This is a genomic window from Paenibacillus sp. FSL R10-2796 (assembly GCF_037965315.1).
GTDB lineage: Bacteria > Bacillota > Bacilli > Paenibacillales > Paenibacillaceae > Paenibacillus_AQ > Paenibacillus_AQ odorifer.
Window position 1 is genome coordinate 5,490,433 of the sequence record NZ_CP150178.1, and the last position, 19,741, is coordinate 5,510,173.

Below are 19,741 nucleotides of genomic sequence, written 5' to 3' on the forward strand. Positions count from 1 at the left end.
CCTGCATATTTCAAATATACTGAATGACTTTCATTTATAAGTAAGATAGTACCTTTTTCGTAGGTTTTGCCCTATAGTTAAGAGACGATTTCAGCAGCATTGGAGGAAGCTTACATGCGAGGTACCCTAGGCCGGCTTATCCGGTACAAAACATTTCAGAAGCTTACAATTTCATATTTCTTGCTCGTTCTTATTACTGTCAGTCTACTGTCGAGCGTTCTTTTTTCGCTTTTTTCGGGCAGTGCAGTTAATGAGATTGACCGAAATTCCAAATTAATGCTCTCCCAAATCAGCTACGCCTCTGATGTTGTATATAATCAGGTCATGACTATTGGCAACTCCCTAATCAATGACCCTGTAATGATCTCTTTCCTGAACGGTAGAGAGGAGGACAAGACAAAGAACTACCATGTCTTCCAGCAGATGTTTAAGATCAAAAGCGCGTATCCGTTCATCCATAGCATAGGGGTCTACCGACCATCCACAGACAGTAATGTAGATACCTCCGGACTTCCGTTTGACAAATCCCTGTATGCGATCAGCGCACAAAAATATATGGAGTTCTATCCTCGTAAGCTATCTGTCCAAGGGTTCAACAATAATAGTCCACTACAATTTCTTACTTTCCTGCTATATCCCGACTATTCGCTGTATTCCTCGGACAATTCGTTCATTTACATCAATGTGGAGGAACAGTCCATTCTGACGACGATCCGCAACATTAGTAAAGCCAACTCCGCGAACAATGTGTTCGTGATGAACAGTGAAGGGCGCGTGCTATCACATACTGATTCAGGCCTTTTCATGGAGGATCTGTCCGCCAATAACTACGTTCAGCGGATTCTCCATGAGGGTAAGCCGGAACATAGCTTCACAGCGAGCATTACCAAAGAGAAGTATCTGATCACCTATGTTAAGTCATCTGAAATGAATTGGTACTTTGTAAACGTTTCCCCATATGAAAATCTGATTTCCAACATCCGCCAGCTTCGGACCGTGACTCTGTTCGTGACTTTAGCGCTTGTTCTTGCCGGGCTGCTAATTTCCATATTTTTGACCAAGAATATGTACAAGCCGATGTCGTCACTCTTTGATACCATCAAGCCAAAATCCCTGTCCAGCCCGAATTCTCTACTCATTGATGAATATCAAGTTCTAGCAGAAGTCTTCACAACGTTGGAAGAAAAAGGCGAATCGATGCAGTTCGTCATCAGCCGCTCCTCAAAGACAATTCGTGAACATTATCTGCAGGCACTCCTCAAAGGGAATACACGCGATATTGCCGTCCCGGAAGAGATCATCCAGGATATCGACCGAAAGATGACTGGACCTTACTTTTGCGTAATTGTATTCAAGATTGATGAGTTCGAAGCGGTAAAAAAGCGAGTAAGTGTTGAACAGCAGCCTCTACTCCGCTTCGCTCTGGGCAATATTGCCAAGGAATCACTGGAGCAATTCGGGGCATGCGACATCTTGATTACCGAGGAAAACGAGGCGGTGGCGGTCATTCAGTACGAAACCAATGATCTTCCTTTCGAATTAAAAAAAGCCCTGCGCAGCGTTCAGAGCTTCCTCAGCCGCTATTTCAAGCTGACGGTCTCCATCGGGGTTGGGGATATTGTGTATGGCAGAAAAAATATGCAATATTCCTTCACTTCGGCCCAGCAGTACGTAAAATACAAATTGATCTACGGAAACGAGTCCATTCTAGATGCTTCCGCAACACGTTCGCATCTTATGACAACCTTGAGTTATCCGACCGTTACAGAAAAGAAACTGATAGAAGCCATACAATCCGGGAAGGCCGATGTCATTCAGGAAAGTATTGATAATTTCATCCAATTGGTCTCTACGGGCTCATGCAATCAGTTGATTACTTATTGTATCCAGCTACTGCTCTCGCTGCTGAAGCACTTTGAATATTTGCAGTTTTTACCTGAAACCAATTTCAATGAATATCTGGATGCTATAACAGATATTGAAAAGGCGGAGAGCTTGGAGCAGATCGCTCATATCTTCGGAAGCTACTGTGCCAACATAAGTGTTTTAATAGAAGAGAAAAATCAATGGCTAAATGCACAAAAACACAACAGCGTAATCGAGAATGTGCAAAACTACATTCGGGACCATTATACCGAACCAAATCTGTCCCTGGAGTCCGTCTCTAACTTCGCCAGTCTGTCCCCTAGCTATCTGGGCAAGCTTTTCAAAGGCTCGACAGGGCAGTCATTCAACGAATATCTCAACCATACCCGGCTGGAGAAAGCGCGGGAGCTTCTGCTCACCACCAATGAAACGGCCGCTAAAATCAGCGAGTCGGTGGGAATGTACAATATTACTTATTTTTCTACCCTGTTCAAGAAAAAATACGGGCTTTCTCCCTCCGCCTGCAGGGAGCAGGCGACTATTAAGCGGTTGGATTTGCGGCAATAAAGGCAAAGGGAGCGCCAGTTAAGGCGCTCCCTTTGCCGCACGGTTGGATTTACGGTATCCCCTGCGAACATTTGCAGAAAATCGATTCAATTTACCCACCCGACAAGATCCATACCCTTATTTTATCACCCAGGAAATAATAATATCTTATCTGCATCCTTTTTCTGAATGCTCTGCATAATTTTATGCGTTTCTCAAAAGCATCACAGTTTCAAAAACCATCGATTAACTTCATTAGCAGCATCGGTGTGATACAATAATAACGCAACGTGATCCATAATAGAAAGACGGGGGCAGAGCATGCATAAATTCAAACGATCCCGGTTACTTTTTAAACAACGTCCTACTTTTATAAAAATCATAATTTATTTCGTCAGTGCCAATGTATTGGTACTGGCTATTTCCTTTATTGCGCTCTATTCCCTTTCTTCCAAAACGCTGCTTGAGGAAATTGGCGACCACTCAAAATCCTTGCTGATCAACGGCGCCAAAAATACTGCCCAGCTTATGGAATGGTCCATCAATTATGCATACTCCTCCAGTTCTGACGTGCAAATCGAATCGTATGCGCTCTCAGAGGAACATAGTGATCTAGATACCTATGCGGTTTGGAGCCGGCTCATGAATGTTAAGAACGGAAATCCTTCCCTTGACTCCGTCTATCTTATTAATGATTATACGCAGCAAATTCTTGACTCCAGGCTAGGCTTAACCGATTTCAACAGCTTTTATGATCAAGAAGTGCTGCAGCGGTTGCGAAACCGCAAGCTAACCGACGGAGCCTTTTTGATCCCTCGCTCCATACCGCTGCCTTTAGAGTCCGGCAAATTAAAAAAGGTCATTACGGCAATTATTCCTTATGAGACTGGAAAATCCATTTCTGCTTTTGTACTGAATGTCGACACCGACAGCATCATGACTCTGCTTCAGAATAATAGCAATTATCTGGAGACCAGCATCCTTGTGCTCAATGAAAAGAGCGAGCTTATTTTTAGTACCGTAAAGCTGGATCAGGAAAAGATCCGTGAGTTCAGCGAGGCCGGCGGGAGGAGCCCGAACGGTTGGCAGATTTTTAAGCCGCAGGGCCAGAAAGACCTGATGCTAATCTATGCTAATACGTCAATCAACGGTATCCAGAACTGGAAAATTATTGAGACAATCCCCAAATCCATTATTTTAAGCAAAATAACTTTTCTCCGGAATCTGACACTGCTGTTGTTTGCCGGCTTATTTGCCGTATCGTTATGGGTGATTATTCTGTTATCTAGGCGGGTATACTCACCCATTCAGGAGCTCGTGCACAATGTCATGGAGCAGCATCAAGCGCAGCAGCTGGACGGCCAACAGGAGGCTAACGAGCTTGTGTATCTTTCACGGGTTTTTTTCTCGCAGAATGAAAGAATCCTTGAGCTGGCCGAACATGGACGGCATAATAAGGTGCTGGCACGGGAACGGTTTATACGGGAATTATTGGGGGAACCTTCGCAATCCATTTCGGAGATCCGAAACATCTGCAGGGACCTCGGTATTAAAATTCCTGAGGATAATATATCTATTTCCATCTTCCGTATTGATCATTTCGCTGATTTTAGCCTGCGTTATTCGGATAAAGACCAACGACTCCTCCGCTTCGCCATGGCCAATATCATTCAAGAAGCTCTGCAGACCGATGAAGTTTATGGAATTCAGACCGTGGATATGGGCAAGGACCATGTTGCTGTACTTCTCCCTGTGGGCAAGGGGCAGTCTGCAGCTATTTTTAGCGAGAAGCTCCGCCAGGCACAGAAACTCGTAGAGCAGTTTCTATCCATTGGAACCACGGTCGCCTGCGGAAAATATTTGGAAGGTTTACCAGAACTGCATGAAGGTTATATGGAAAGCTATGAAATGACCCAGGAACGATTCCGAAAGGGCCATGGATCATTCATAATTGAGGAAAATTCCGATACAGAGGGTGCAGAGCTTTATCAAATGCCGCTTGATCTTGAGCGCCAGATGGAGCAGGCGATCAATAAAACTGATACCCTCTCCTTCATGGAAAGTCTGCGTACCGCAGTCTCGTCTCTCCGGGAAAGACCTTATTTTGAATGTAAAATGTCATTGATTACTTTATTTATGGATATCCGCCGATCGATGCAGGAGGTGTCTCACCGGTCTTTGCTACCAAGCTCATGGAGTATGACAACACTTGAGAATCAGATCATCAAGCTAGAAACCCTGGAAGCTGTTACATATTGGATGTCAGAGATAGCCGCTCAATTTTTAGATGAACTTGCCAAAGCACGCAGCTTCTCCAAGAACGCCGGTCTGGTTGAGCAGGTAGACAGTATCATTGAGAGACATCTGACAAATGCCAATCTGTCAGTCAAGATGTTATCGGATGAGCTTGGCCTCTCTGTGAACTATATTAGAAATCTGTACAAGAATGAGACTAATCGCTCCATCACTGAGACGATATCCGAGAAGCGTCTGAGTATGATTAGCGAGGAACTAGTAAGAAGCGATGAAGCCATTGAGCCAATTGTGCTGAAATATGGTTTTTCCTCTTTGAATACCTTTTATATTGCTTTCAAAAGAAGATACGGCGTCACTCCGGCTGTGTATCGTAAATCTAACAAGTAAATTCCGAGAACAGCAATCGCTATGCGAAGCTTCAGAGATTCGAGCGTTTGCTGCTGGACAGTAACAATTTCAAGCTGCCCTATCGACCATAAAAGGTCTTTATGTCAGCTTTTTTATACTTCCAAAAAACACGATAAAGAGGCAGATCAAGAATAAACCTCTGACCTGCCTCTCGCTCTTACTCTTAAAATTTCCACTTAGCTGCCACCCTCGCATTCGAGTGGATCGTCATATCTTGAAATAAGTTACTCTTCAAGCTCCAGCATTCTAAGCAGCATAGTCACGGCCTCGGCCCGAGTCGTCGGCTCGGCTGAAGCAAAGTGGCCTGCGCCGCGGCCTTGGATGATACCCAGCATTTGGATGCCCTTGACTGCAGCCTTCGCCCATGACGGAATTTTCTCGTCATCCGTGAATCCTGTACCGGCTACCGGATCCATCGGCAACCCCAGCGCCTTCGCTATCATGACCGCCATCTCTGTTCGCGTGATCGCCGCGTCCGGACGGAAGCTTCCGTCCTCGTATCCGCTGATGATTCCAGCTCCATACGCTTGGTCCACTGCCTTAGTCGCCCAGGCACCAATCTTCTCCTGGTCCTTGAAAGCTGGGGCTATACCCACCGCTTCGGTCTTCAGCGCGTTCATTAGCATGAACGTAAATTCCGCCCGCGTCACCGTCTTGTCCGGCTGGAAACTTCCGTCAGGATAGCCCCCGACCAGCTTCTGCCCGGCCGCACTGCGGATGAGTTTCTCCGCCCAATGTCCGGCGATGTCCATGAAGGTCGGCAGCGGTTGTTTACTCTCGCTGCTTTCCTCATTCTTCACATCCACTGCCAGCACGGCGAACTTGGTGAAGTGATCCACCTCGGCGGTGATCCGGTTGCCTTCCACCTTTCCGCCCACTTCAACCCATAGCTTTGGGGCTTCGTCATAGTAGAAGATCGCTACCCGCTCGCCTGCCTTCACCGCTGTAGGATCGAACTTCAGCGTCAGCTTGACGTTATGTTTAAAGTTGCCACTCAGATTCTTCAGTATCTCGAACACCTCGCTAACCAATGTTCCCAGGTCGTTCTTCAGTTGTGCCGTATCGCTGACCTTCTCAATGGTGATGCACAACTCCTGCTCCGCTGTTCCTGCAGGCACCGCGATGATTACCTGGTCGCCGTGACTGACTTCGCCTGCTCTTCGAGTCGGGATCACGATGCTGCCCCCGGACGATTTAACAACCGAATTGTCAATGACCGGTGTGCTGTTGTCGACAGGATTCTGTGGGTGCGGCCCCATCGGTGTCGCGGTCGCAGCGGCCGAATAGACACTCTCCCCGCCTGTGTTTACCGCCTTCACCGCAAATACGTAGCGGGTTCCGTTCGTCAATTCCGTCACCGTGTAATTGGTTCCTGTTATACCCTCCTGCACCTTAACCCAATCGGTCAGAGTTTCCGGCGCAGATGTTCCTTCATAATTGAATACCGCGTAACTGTCCGCTCCGGTCGACGCATTCCATGTCAATGCGACCTGACCGTTGCCTGCCACTGTCTGCAGATTGCCTGGCGCGGCTGGCACACCTGGCAATGGCTTAGTCGGCGTCGCCACTGCAGCAACCGAGAAATCGCTCGTGCCCCCCTTGTTTACCGCCTTCACGGCGAACGCGTAGCTCTTGCCGTTCACAAGCTCTGTCACTCTGTAAGTTGTGGTTGTCACAGTTGCCTGGACCAACACCCAGTCCCCTGCACTTACTGGCGCTGCAAACCCTTCATACTTATACACTTCGTAGCTGTCTGCTCCCGTTGACGTGTCCCATGTCAATTCGACCTGACCGTTGCCTACCGCTGTCTGCAAATTGTCCGGTGCGACTGGCGCGCCGGGCAATGGCTTAGTCGGCGTCGCCACTGCAGCTACCGAGAAATCGCTCGTGCCCCCCTTGTTTACCGCCTTCACGGCGAACGCGTAGCTCTTGCCGTTCACAAGCTCTGTCACTCTGTAGGTTGTGGTTGTCACAGTTGCCTGGACCAAGACCCAGTCCCCTGCACTTACTGGCGCTGCAAACCCTTCATACTTATACACCTCGTAGCTGTCTGCTCCCGTTGACGTGTCCCATGTCAATTCGACCTGACCGTTGCCTGCCGTTGTCTGCAGATTGCCCGGTGCGACTGGCACGACGGCTACAGGCATCACTTCATTTGAAGGATCGGAGGATTGGGAATCTCCTGCTGCACTAGTTGCGATTACCGTAAACCTATAAGTCTTGCCATTCTCAAGTCCCGTCATAAGGATCGGACTTGAAGCTCCCGTCTTCGTTATTACAGCCTGATCCCCCTCCCATGCTGTTATCCTATAAGACAATATAGGATTAGTACCGCTGCTCATCGGTGCTGTGAAGCTAACCGTCGCTTCGCGGTCACCGGCTGCCGCACTTACACCCGTCGGTGACGTTGGGACCCATGAACGGTAGATATCGAATTCATAAAGGGAATATCCGTAATTCGTCCCTCTCTGCGTGCCATACATCCGTACATATTGGGCATTGACAGGGTCAAATGTGATCATATCGATCCCCCCGTCGCCCGCCTCTGTTGAATAGACTTCTGTCCAATCGGCAGCATTATCCGATACCTCAATTTTGTAGCTCTTGCTGTAGGCCGCCTCCCAGTTCAGCTTTACTCGGTTCACTTTATAACTTGAACCAAGATCCACATATATCCACTGCGGATCGGATGCTTCTGATCCCCATCTTGAAGCCGGATCGCCGTCTACCGCATAACCTGCTGCTACTTGTGCATTCGGGCTTGATGAAGCGGTTGTTTGTTTACCCTTTGCCAAGTTTTGCAATGCGACCGTAATATTGGAGGGAGTCGATGGCTGAGACTCTCCAACCGCATTAACGGCTGTAACCGTAAATGTATATTCACTGCCGATGTAAAGATCCGAGAGGGTAATCGGACTGGACATACCTTCCACAGTTTTTATAGCTGTTGCGCCCAGCCAGGCTGTCGCCTTGTATTTTTGGATTGCGCTGCCGCCGTTATTTACCGGTGGTACGAAACTTACGATCGCTGTACCATCTCCCCCAATTCCTTGCACGCCCACAGGCGCATCGGGGGCCGTCTCGGGTGCAGCGTATACTTTAAAATCATATAAGGAGTAGCCGTAAGTGGTACCTCTTTCCGTACCACACATTCTCACATATCTGGCATTTGTGGTAGTGAATGAAATGTCGTCGATTCCTCCATTGCCGCTCGTCGTCGAGTATACATCTGTCCAGATTGAAGCATCGTTGGACACTTGGATTTTGTAGCTTTTTCCATATGCTGCTTCCCAGCTTAACCGAACTTTGTTCACGTTGTGAATTTCTTGGAGGTCCACATACATCCATTGTGGATCAGTATTGGTGGATGCCCAACGGGTATTGGGATCGCCATCTACGGCGAGATCTGCTGCTTGTGACTTGTCCACACTTGATACTTTGACCGTTTTTCCTTGTGCCAGATCTTGTGGTGCGTTGGCATATACCACCGGTACTCTATCAATGAGTGTCCGATTATCGGTGTAAGTAAGCTTGCTTCCGGACGGCGCAACAACGAGCACGACAGAGTTGCTCGCGGGAACATGGAAGGTTTGAGAACCTGACACATTTCTCGCTACATATTCACCCGAAATGACATCGAACAAGTCCGATGCAGAACTCAACGAGATTTGGACATTCTGATCCGTTTGATACGGATTATAATACAAGTATGTCGGAAGACTCTTTCCTGTCTGGTAGAAATCTAGCGCATTTAAATCAATCTGCAGAATTTTCTCCACATTTGTGTTTTTGAGGATAGCACCGAAGAATCCAGCCCAACTACTTCCGTATAAACCAAGATCGGAGCAGGTCTCACCGCAGCCCCAGCTGCTCCAGTACTTATGCGGATCACCGGTTGAGCGAGGCGATTGGCCGTCCTGTGTTTTGCGCAGTCCTTCGTAAGCGATTACCTTTTCAGGAGCATCCTGATATTTTGTCCCGTAATACTGCTTGTCTGCTGGCATCTGGTCCGCGTAGAAAAAGCGTGCGGCATTGCTGGAGTTCAGCAGCCACTTGCCTACGACATTCGCATAGCTTGAATCGTATTTCACCACAGGAGCAAAAAACGCAGTCGCGAACGTATTCAGCAAGAAGGCATAGCCGCCTCCGTCTGACCGGCTGCCCTGCAGCCCATAAGCATCATATCCATTCCAATTCTCCTGTATCGTTCCCCAGCCACCTCTTACGCTTGAGCCGGACAGAATCCATTTGAACAGGTGATTTAGATCGTAATTCGTTCCCTCCTCAGCGTTCATTCTGGCTGCAATATAAGGTGCGAACATGGCACCAACCTCATAGTAAGGATTGCTTCCAAGGTCATTGTAATAATTCATGCTCCATTTGGCACCGTTCAAATATTTGGCATCGCCTGTTCTTTTGTACTCCCAATATTGGATTAAGCCGCTGATCATCCCCGCTTCAGGAACCTTCCAACTTTTATTCACGGGAGTTTGCGTATCATGATTATAGGATTGATGCCAAAAGTTAACGTTCGGTCCGCCCAAATTAACCGTCATTTTGTACAACGCATCCGCGATGCCGGTCCTAAGCTCATTCGCATGCGGATCGTCCGGATATAAATCAGCTATAATGTAATACAGCATGTTCGGGGCAAGATCATACCACCAGTCGGTCTGATTCCGCTCATGCGTGGGGTTCGGCCAATTGAAGAACAGTTTCCTGTCATTGAAATCATGCTTAAACGTCCGGATCAGATCAACATAATTCATGCCGTTCTGGTTAGTTTTATCTACGCCGGACAGTGAGGCCCCCGCTATGCTAGCCAGCATATTCACGGCCTCCTGTTCCCCATCCTGGCTTAATCTGATATCTCCCAGGTAAGAAGGCATCTTGAATGTTTTGTAGGGGAGGTTGTAGTGAGTCTCGTCCCACTGAATCGTCGGTAATGGGCTTGTCTTATTCCAATCGTACACAAAAGCATCATAATCCAATGCGCGCTGTTTCCAATCCATATAGCTGTACGGCGCAGGATTATTCGGGAACTTGGAAACATCGGGAATGGCTGCCTGTACGACCTTTCTCGCAGGTTCAGCTGCCCTTGCTTCAGGTGGTACCCCCCACATAGTGGATAACATACTGGCGATGATTACTAATACGGCTGACTTTTTCAACATAATTCTTAACCCCCTTAGCGGCGGAGCACTGACAGACGGCACCACTGTTGTTCTTAGTAACCTATATAGAGCAATTCTTTTTGCACATGCATCGATTTACGTTTTTACATATTAATAAACGGGCACAATGTATAAAACAAGAAATGTTGTTTATGCATGTGCCCGCCAACAAACGATTATTTCCCGTCTTTATGCTCCAGCATTCTAAGGAGCACAGTCACAGCCTCGGCGCGTGTCGCCGGCTCAGCCGGTGCGAACCGCCCTGCGCCGCGGCCCTCTAGGATGCCCAGCGCCTGGGTACCCTTGACCGCAGTCTTCGCCCATGCCAGGATCTTCACATCATCGGTGAAGTTGGTGGCGCCTGCCGAATCCAGCGGCAGATCCAATGCCTTCGCGATCATGACCGCCATCTCTGCCCGCGTGATTAACACATCCGGACGGAAGTTTCCATCCTCGTACCCGCTAATAATTCCCGCCGCTACCGCTTGAGCTACTGCCTCAGCTGCCCAGGCGCCAATCTTCTCCTGGTCCTTGAAGGCCGGGGCTGCACTTGCCATTTCGCTCTTCAACGCGTTCATCAGCATGACCGTGAATTCTGCACGCGTTACCGACTTGTTCGGCTGGAAGCTGCCGTCCGTATACCCCCCGGCCAGCTTCTGGCCGGCCGCTCTGCGGATGAGGTTCTCCGCCCAGTGTCCGGCAATGTCCGTGAAGGTTGGCAACAGCTGCGGTTGCACGCTGCCTTCATCTTTCTTCACGTCCACAGCCAGCACCGCGAACTTGGTAAAGTGATCCAACTCGGCGGTGATCCGGCTGCCTTCCACCTTACCGCCCACTTCGACCCACACCTTCCGGGCTTCGTCATAGTAGAAGATTGCGACCCGCTGGTCTGTCTTCACGGCGGACGGATCGAACTTCAGCGACAGCGTAACTGAATGTTTAAAGTTTCCGATGATGTTCTTCAGCACCTCAAACACATCGCTAATGAGTGTGCCTTGATCGTTCTTCAGTTGGGCAATGTCAGCCACCTTCCCAATGGTGATCCGCTGCTCCTGCTCCGCCGTTCCTGCCGGCACAGAAAGGACTACCTGATCGCCTAGACTGACTTCTCCCGCCCGTCCGGCCGGGAGAACAATCGTTCCGGTTACTGACTTGATGACGGAGTTGTCCGTGGCCGTAGGGAAGCTTGGACTCGGGTTGTTGTCCACCGAAGGCTGCAGTGCCACCGGTACCGCAATCACAGCCCCGGAGAGTTCACTTGCTCCTCCCAGATTGACCGCCTTTACCGTGAACGCATAGCTTGTGCCGTTTGTCAGACCAGCGACCGTATAAGCTGATTCGGTGATCCCTTCCTTCACCAATTCCCACGCTTCCGGAATCTCCGGAGCTGAAGCCCCTTCGTGTTTATACACCGCGTAGCTGACTGCTCCAGCCACACTGTTCCAGTTCAAGGTCACTTGCCCATTGCCTGCCGTGGCACTGAGTGGGTCCGGCGCTTCCGGTAGCTGCGGCTGGGGTGCCCCCGGCGTTGCCACTGCGGTTCCCGAGAAGTCGCTTACGCCTCCCGCATTGGCTGACTTCACCGCAAACACATAACTCAAACCGTTCGTCAGACCGGTTACCGTGTACGATGTGCCCCGCACAGCTTCAACCACCTGAATCCACTGAGCCGGATCTAGCGGTGCTTCGGTACCTTCGAAGCGGTACACTGCATAGGTCACGCTGCGCGGCATAGCGTTCCAGCTCAGAACCACTTGGCCGTCACCCGCTACTGCGGCCAGATGGTCCGGCGCGTCCGGCGCGTCCGGCAATACTGTTGTCGGCACGGCGACTGCCGCCTGCGAGAATTCGCTCTCGCCTGCCGCATTCACCGCCTTCACCGCGAAGGCATAGCTTGTGCCGTTCGTAAGAGCGGTCACAGTAAGCCAGGTGTCCGGGAGCTCGGACTTAACCAGCTTCCAGCTGCTCTGATCCCGGGGTTCAGCCGTACCTTCATAGCTGTACACCTCATAGCTGTCCGCTCCGGCCACGGCATCCCAGGTCAGATCGATCTGACCGTCGCCCGGCACCGCAGTCAGATTGTCCGGCACCGCCGGCACTGACGCCATCGGAGTGACTTCATTCGACGGCACAGACATAGGCGAGCTGCCTTTAGCGTTGATTGCCGAGACCGTGAACGTATAGACCTTCCCGTTGCTCAGACCGGTCACGAAAATGGGGCTCGCCGTTCCCTCTGCCGTCTGGACAGACTCGGCGTTCAGCCAGGCGGTTACCTTGTACTTCAGTATCCCGGAGCCGCCATTGTCAGCCGGTGCCAGGAAGCTCACTTCTGCCGATCCGTCGCGACCGGCGGCCTGTACTCCGTCTGGCGTTCCCGGAATCGTGGCGGGAGCCGTATATACTTCGAACTCCCACAGTGAAGCTCCCCATTCCGTCTTTTTGCTCGTCACATACAAACGCACAAATTTCGCGTTTTGGGCATCAAAGGAAATATCCTCTATGCTTCCTTTGCCGGTTGTGGTTGAATAAACCTCTTTCCATTCGGAGGTATCATTCGATACTTGAATTCGATAGCCGTCGGCATAGGCGGCTTCCCAGTTCAGAACGACTCTGTCGATCTTATAGACGCTCCCGAGATCGACAACAATCCAAGGGTTCGCCTCGTTTCCACTCGAAGCCCAGCGCGTGCCTGTGTTGCCGTCGACTGCTCCTTCCTTGGCGTATGAATCGAACGAGGATACCGTTACAGCTTTTCCCATGGCCGCATTCATTGTATCCTGACCTGTGATGATAACGGTTGCTTCTCCGGTTATGCCCGAGCCGTCAGCCGCCGTCGCCAGGACCTTGACGCTGCCATTGTCTTTAGGCGTCAGCATCCCGCGCGCATCGATTGCAGCAAGAGTCGTCGGGTTCCCGACCACATCTGTAACTTTCCAGCTTACACGCGAATCAGTTGCATCGGCAGGACTGACCGAGGCCGTCATCTGCAGCGGGGCATTCTTTTTAACAATTGCATTTACGCCATCCTTGCCGGAGACGACAATGCCGGTAACCGGCGTTGCCGCAATCGATTCCGGGTCCGGATATACTTTAAATTCATATAAAGAATAGCTGTTGAACGGTCCGTTTGCCGTTGTCAGCATCCGCACGTATCTGGCGGCTGTTGACGGGAATAACAGTACCTCCAGTCCGCCTCCACCGGTCGAAGTTGTATAGGCGTCGCTCCAGTTCGAGGCATCGCCTGATACTTGGATGCGATAGCCTTTGGCATAAGCGGCTTCCCATGACAATACGACTTTGTTGATATTGTATGTCCTGCCCAGATCGACGGAAATCCATTGCTCGCCCCCCGTGCCTGCTGCCCAGCGAGTCGTCGGATTCTCATCCACAGCGCTTGCGGCAGGCAAAGAGCCGGATTCCGAACGGGATGCCGTCGCGGTTTTGTTAAACGCCAGGCTTGTAACGTTCTGATTCGCAATAACCATATCCTTGAAGCCCTTCACGCCCGATGTAGCCGTGGCCACGACTCTGACAGTTCCGTCGCCAGTGGCAGTGAGCACGCCGTCTTTTGTGATTTGGGCAGCGCTTGTCGGTTTTCCGTCCACACCTGACACGCTCCAGTTGAGGCTTTCGTCTGTGTTGTCGGGCTTAATCACCGCCATCATTTGAACGGTGCCATACTTTTCCGTGATCTGATCTCTTTGATTGGCCGTGCTCACGACAACTTCCTGCACTTTGACAGGAAGTGGGACGGACAAGGTCCGGGTCAGGGCGTTCGATTGATCCGATTGCTTTGTAACACGCAGTACTAAATCAACTCGCTCCGCCACGGATGTGTGAATTATACCATCCACGCTGACCGCTGCCGGGTTGCCGGACGATTCAATTGCGATCTCGAATCCCTTCGGAACGGCGGGCAGCTGCAGCTTTTCCGCATTTTTTGCAGGTGTGACAATATACGGGATGCCGTCGGCGATGGATTTCGCGCTTTTATCCGCTGGGTCGATCAGTGCTGTAGGCTTGCCTTGGTCGTAACGCACGCCATTTTTCAGCCAAGTATAATCAATCATGAGAGTAGCTGTGAAAGAGGACGGCGTGACGCCTTGCGGATTAAAATTGCCGGACTCCATCGTTTCGCAGAACTCACCTGTCCGGATTGAATGTCTCATCATGCTGTCGATGAACTGGCGTGCTTCGGCTGTCAGTCCGCTGTCAAACAACCCCACAGCCGTATTCGCCACGTCTCCATATTTGGCGAAGCTCCAACCGAGCAATTCCTTATTCGGGTCCGATGTTTGCTTATAGTAAGCAACAAGCCGTTCTGTCAGATCCTGAGGCAGCTGGTTCACCAGCAGCTCGGCAATATAGTTGGGATCATCCGTCATTCGGTCCGCGTAGTAATGAACGCCCTTGTCTACAAAACTAAAATTGTATATTTTATCCGGTGCGAAAAACCAATCTCTGGCTTGATTTGTCAACTGCATTTGCAGCTTTTGCCACATAGCAACATCCTCGTTGAGCCCGAGTTCCTTCGCGATGTTGATGGCATAATCCGCGTCCTTTAGGAAGTGGGACACAAACGATATATCTTTTTCATCCGAATAATTGTGGCTTCCGTAAATCCATCTTGGATTATCCGCTGAAAATTTCAAATGACGTTTGATTGCGGGATACACTGCCTGAAGGCGATCTTTATCAGGGTCCATGCTGTAAACGACCCATGCCGTATGCGCTTTTTGGGTAGGCAGTCCTTCACCGCTCAGCGAGCCGTTCTGGTCGATCAGTGACATAAATCCTTCCAGTGCACTCCATGCGGTCGCCGGGTCCAGATAGGACACAAGCTGAATGTTGTAAAAGGACTCCCAGGCGGCACTTCTCGGACTTTTTTCGTGTCCGGAATTCCATCCGGAACCGCGTCCCAGCGTGACTTGTCTGTAATTAAAGTCTTTTTCCGGCGTCTCGGTCAGAATAGAATCCAGCAAATACGTCCAGGCTGCATAGTAGCTGCGTCTATGCTGTTCGGGCGTCACGCCTTGACTATCCACCTCCGTAATGCCCCAATTCTGCGGCTTCGGAGCGTGGCCCAAGGTACCGTCCCAATAGGCTTTCGTCTGGGCCAGACGCACGGCAACCGGTTGATCGAAGAGTTGCTTCGCCCTTTCTATGGCTTTTTGGCTGCCTTCCGCAGCTGTCGAGAAACCATATCCGTATGCAACGCTGCTTGTTCCAGCGCCGAACAGAATGCTGATGCTCCAGCTGCTTCCGTCAACAGAAGGCTTTTGCGACAAGGCGTAGATTTGTCCACTGCCGTCTATGCCCGCTAGGTTAATGGCATAGCTGTAGCCGGTGCTTTCGATCAATATCACTTTTTTGTCATCCAGCCAAGTGACTGACCCGTTGCCGACGCCGCTCAGCGTCATTGTTTTTCCGTCAGGACCGTCCAGATTGAACACGCGGATGATCGAATCCTTATCGGCGAAAAATTCATATCCGCTGATCTTGGCATTCAGATTGGAGTACAGGGCATCAAATGTCAGCTTGTACGGGTACCAGCTGGTGCTTACGCTGCTCGCTTCTTGCTGGACTCCGTTGTTCACACTCATGCGGACGACGGATTGCTGTTCGCGTTGTACCGGAGCGGTACCCAGCCCGCCCACCATATATTCCAGCGATAAATCCAGATTGCTCTTCAGCTTGCTTTGCTTGGGATTGAGCGACAGCCGGCTTAACGGATAGCTCAACCAGCGCCATTGATTCGCATCGCTATTCTTAATCGAATCACTGTCAAAGTCCGAATCTCCCCATAGTCTGACATTACCGACATACTCGGGAAGCTCACGAAGGATATCCTTTTGACCGCTGAGGGTCACCGCAGCTTCACCGGAGATCCCGGAGGCATCCTTCGCCGAGGCGATGACCCTGACCTGTCCGTTTCCTCTCGATGTCAGCATGCCAGCTTCGCTAATCTCGGCAAGATCGGTCGGCTTTCCGTCCGTTGCCTTAACCGACCAGTTTACGTTTGTCGTGGTAGCGTTTTCAGGTTTCACTTCGGCTATCATTTGAAGCTTGCCGCCATTGCTTTTAATCTCCAGGGTTTGACTTTCACCCTTCACATGGATCGACGAGACAGGCACATAATCCGAACCGGATATTGCGATTGAGCTGAATTGTACGCCCTTGCCGCTCCCATTTGCAGCGATAACGTACAGACGGATTTTAAATGTTTTTTTGCCGCTCCATCCGGTGAGTGCTTTGAGATTATAGGTTTGTTTACCAGTCTTGGTTGTATCATTTTCCAGCAATTTGTCTGATTGGTCTGCATCTGTGTCATTCACTTTGAGCGCCCACTTCGCCCCCGCGTCAAGTTGAGCGACGTCGACTGTAAGAGTAGGGTATTCCTCCAGGTCATAGGTGACCTTTTTATCTACGGAGCCGTACCCTCTTTCGGTGCCGATTTTTACGTAACCTGTGTTCACGGTGCCGATATTGCTTGCTGCAATGCTTGCCCTGTTGGTTGTCCAGTCGCTTACATCCGTAAAATCCTCGATTGTCTGACTGAGCGCTGCTGCATCAGCTTTGCCGCCGTTCTTATAACCGGGTAATACACTGCTGCCAAGCAACGAAACGATCAGAGTCATAACCAGCAGCTTTGGGATATTGAAGCTTTTCATTGTAAGCATTTAATACCTCCCATTCTTAAGCGTTTTCATTTTTTCAATATTGTTGCGGGCTGACACACAAATTGGTTAATCCGGTATCCCCCGGCAATACCTTCGGGATACCGGATCGCTTATTTCCTGCGGGCTGGTACTAGATCAACGGCTCTTCGTAAGACAGGGTATCAAAAATATCCTGGAGCGGAATATCGGCAACAGCCATCACTTCATCCGCTGCCCCGTAATACATGCGGACGGTTTCGCCCAGCAGCAGGGCGCCGCAGGAGAAGATCACTCCCCCGAAGAACCCGTTCAGCTCGTAATCGTCCTCCGGCTGCATAATCGGACGCACCGAGCGTGCAAGCACCTTACCTGGATCCTCCAGATCAAGTAGAACCGCTCCCATGCAGTAACGGTGCTTCGTGTCCGCCCCGTGATACAGGGCCAGCCAGCCGCGCTCTGTCCGAAACGGAACGGCACCTCCACCCATTCTCCCTCCGTCCCACTCTCCGGGGCGCAACCCCATCAGAAAACGGTGATTGCCCCAGTGGAACAGATCCTTGGATTCGGCAATCCACATCTCCGGAGCTCCGAAAGAATGAGGAACTGGACGGTGAAGACTATAGTATTTCCCGCCGATCTGCTCTGGAAAGAGCATCACATCCTTGTTCTCCGGGGCGAGTATAACGCCATGACGTGTAAACACCTTGAAATCTTCCGTTTCAGCCAGCCCCACGCCGACTCCACGGATAGAGGCCGCGCTATACGTGATATAGAATTTGCTGCCGATAGCGGTAATGCGGGGATCTTCAATTCCCCAGGATTCTAGTGACCCCTGCGGAAACAGGGCAGGATGATCTTCAACCGTAAAATGGATACCGTCGTGGCTGCGCGCAACCCGAAGATGGGACATGGAGGTCAGCATCATCATCTTCCCGTTCTCGGCGACAAAACGCGAATCCGAGAAATCATACCGTTCATCGTCAAGCGCCAGCTGCTCTACCCTGACTTTCCCGTCCGTTTCGTTCAGTATCGGGATGAGCAGCTTGCCAGGCTCTGTTGACACCGGTGCCTCTGCTACCCTAAGCAGCAGAATGGTCTCATCACCATAGCGGGCAACTCCTGCGTTGAAAGCGCCTAGCACTTTGAAATCAGGACGCGAAGGCTTGACGTCACTTGTTGTAATAATCGGATTATATAAACTGCGTAATTCTATCACATGATCCCCTCTTTCAATTCATAAGTTTTAACTGCAGACTATTGCGCGCTTGTTACAGCATCGATTTGCTTTTGAATCTCGTCGATCACCTTTTGTCCACCTACACCAAAAATTTTATCTTTTAGCATTAATTTTCCTTTATCCACAGACACTACGCCCTGGGACAGCGGCAGATAAACAGAATCAAAGAATGGAGTGACCTTGGCATATTCAGTCTTCACTGCTTCGGCATTAAAGCTGAATCCGGAAACAGGGCTGAGTGTAAATGTCTTTGCATCTCTCGACTTATTGAACCATTCCTTATCGTCGGAGAGCATATTGTCCGGAGTGCGCACAAGCGTTGGACGCCAGGTCATTACATAGCCGGGGAACGAATATCCAGAAAGCTGTTTGAACCCGGTGTCTCCAGAAGCTTCCCAATCCTTGCCTTCAACGCCATACTCCAACAGATCATGGTTTTCCTTGATCGAAAGCCAGTTGGCTACATCCATAACAAGCTCGGCATTCTTAGATGCTTTCGGGATACAGAAGAAATTCCATTGTTGGAAGGTTGAATACGGTTTGGAGGCTTCATCAAAAGGAACAACAACTTCAAGCCCGGCCCCGGGATTTTTAAGGACATCCATATATTTCAGTCCTTCTACACCGTCGCTGGCATACAGTGTTGAGGCATATTTGCCTTGGTTGAACAATGTTACAGCGTTTTGCTCCTGGGCAATGTTTTTGGACAGTATTCCGTCTTTGTAATATTTGGTGGAGCGTTCAAATGCCTGATCAAACGTTTTCGCATCCCAAGCGCCAACAACTTTCTTGTCACTGTTTGAATAGTAAAACATCGGAACGGAGGTTTCGATATCATTCTGTGATGTATTTGCAGAATCCGAGAATATGATAGGCAACTTATCCGCTCTACGTCCATCGATAATAAACGGCTTGATATCGCTTTCTTTCTCTTTGACTGTGTACAGGAATTTCTCCACATCTGCTACCGTTTTCAGTTCAGGCATGCCGTATTTCTCACGCAGATCCTTGCGGATTACGAAGCCGTAGAGCGTTCCTTGGGTGGTTCCCAGCGGAATCCCCATGATTTTGCCGCCGAATTTGTTTGCATCCCACATTTGGTCGGGAATGGATTCCTTCAGTTCCTTGCGCGCCGCTGCCATATCATCCAGTGCAATAATCGAGCCGCTGGCAATCATTTGGGACAGTGACAGCCACGGAGCATCCAGATACATGTCGAATTCTTCACCGGCGGACATTTTCACGGATACCGAATTTCCGTAGTCGGACCAGGGAAGGAAATTAATATTCAGCGAAGCTCCAACATTATCGGCTTTCAGCTTCTCGTTGACGGCCTTGAGTACATCGTCGAAGCCGGTAGGCTTATCCCCCGGGAAAAAGGCTTTCAGCGCCACAACTTCTTTGGGAGTCTCTACCGTAGTGGTTGGTTCGCCAGTCTGTGGAGCATTTGTTGCCTCGGCAGCAGTGCCGTTGTTTCCGTTATTGCCACCACAGCCGGCAAGCAGCATGGAAAGCGACATGGTCGCAGCCAAGGTGGTACTTAGAAATTTTCTTTTCATTTTTATAACCCTCCCTAAATGTGTAATGCTTATATG

At 50.1% G+C, this 19,741-nt stretch carries 6 protein-coding genes; 2 read left to right on the top strand and 4 right to left on the bottom strand.

The annotated features are described in order from the left end of the window. Positions 1–114 precede the first annotated feature (114 nt). The gene (locus tag NST58_RS24665; RefSeq protein WP_076305325.1) at positions 115–2,433 is read left to right on the top strand and encodes a helix-turn-helix domain-containing protein; all 2,319 of its coding nucleotides are present in this window, start codon (positions 115–117) and stop codon (positions 2,431–2,433) included. A gap of 300 nt (positions 2,434–2,733) precedes the next feature. Next, complete coding sequence (locus NST58_RS24670) at positions 2,734–5,055, top strand: response regulator transcription factor (RefSeq protein WP_076305326.1); 2,322 nt, start codon at positions 2,734–2,736, stop codon at positions 5,053–5,055. Between the two features lie 245 nt (positions 5,056–5,300). Here NST58_RS24670 and NST58_RS24675 read toward each other — a convergent pair whose 3' ends face one another. From NST58_RS24675 to NST58_RS24690, 4 genes are all read right to left on the bottom strand, one after another. Continuing rightward, positions 5,301–10,250, bottom strand: a complete 4,950-nt coding sequence (locus NST58_RS24675; protein ID WP_339244487.1) for a discoidin domain-containing protein — start codon at positions 10,248–10,250, stop codon at positions 5,301–5,303. Between the two features lie 176 nt (positions 10,251–10,426). After that, positions 10,427–16,930 carry a discoidin domain-containing protein gene (locus NST58_RS24680; RefSeq protein WP_076305328.1) on the bottom strand — a complete coding sequence of 2,168 codons (6,504 nt, stop codon included), beginning with the start codon at positions 16,928–16,930 and terminating at the stop codon, positions 10,427–10,429. 130 nt (positions 16,931–17,060) lie between these two features. Beyond that, positions 17,061–18,125: a glycoside hydrolase family 130 protein gene (locus tag NST58_RS24685; RefSeq protein ID WP_076305329.1), complete on the bottom strand. Its 1,065-nt coding sequence runs from the start codon at positions 18,123–18,125 to the stop codon at positions 17,061–17,063. Between the two features lie 38 nt (positions 18,126–18,163). Beyond that, positions 18,164–19,705 carry a DUF3502 domain-containing protein gene (locus tag NST58_RS24690; RefSeq protein ID WP_076305330.1) on the bottom strand — a complete coding sequence of 514 codons (1,542 nt, stop codon included), beginning with the start codon at positions 19,703–19,705 and terminating at the stop codon, positions 18,164–18,166. Positions 19,706–19,741: the final 36 nt, after the last annotated feature.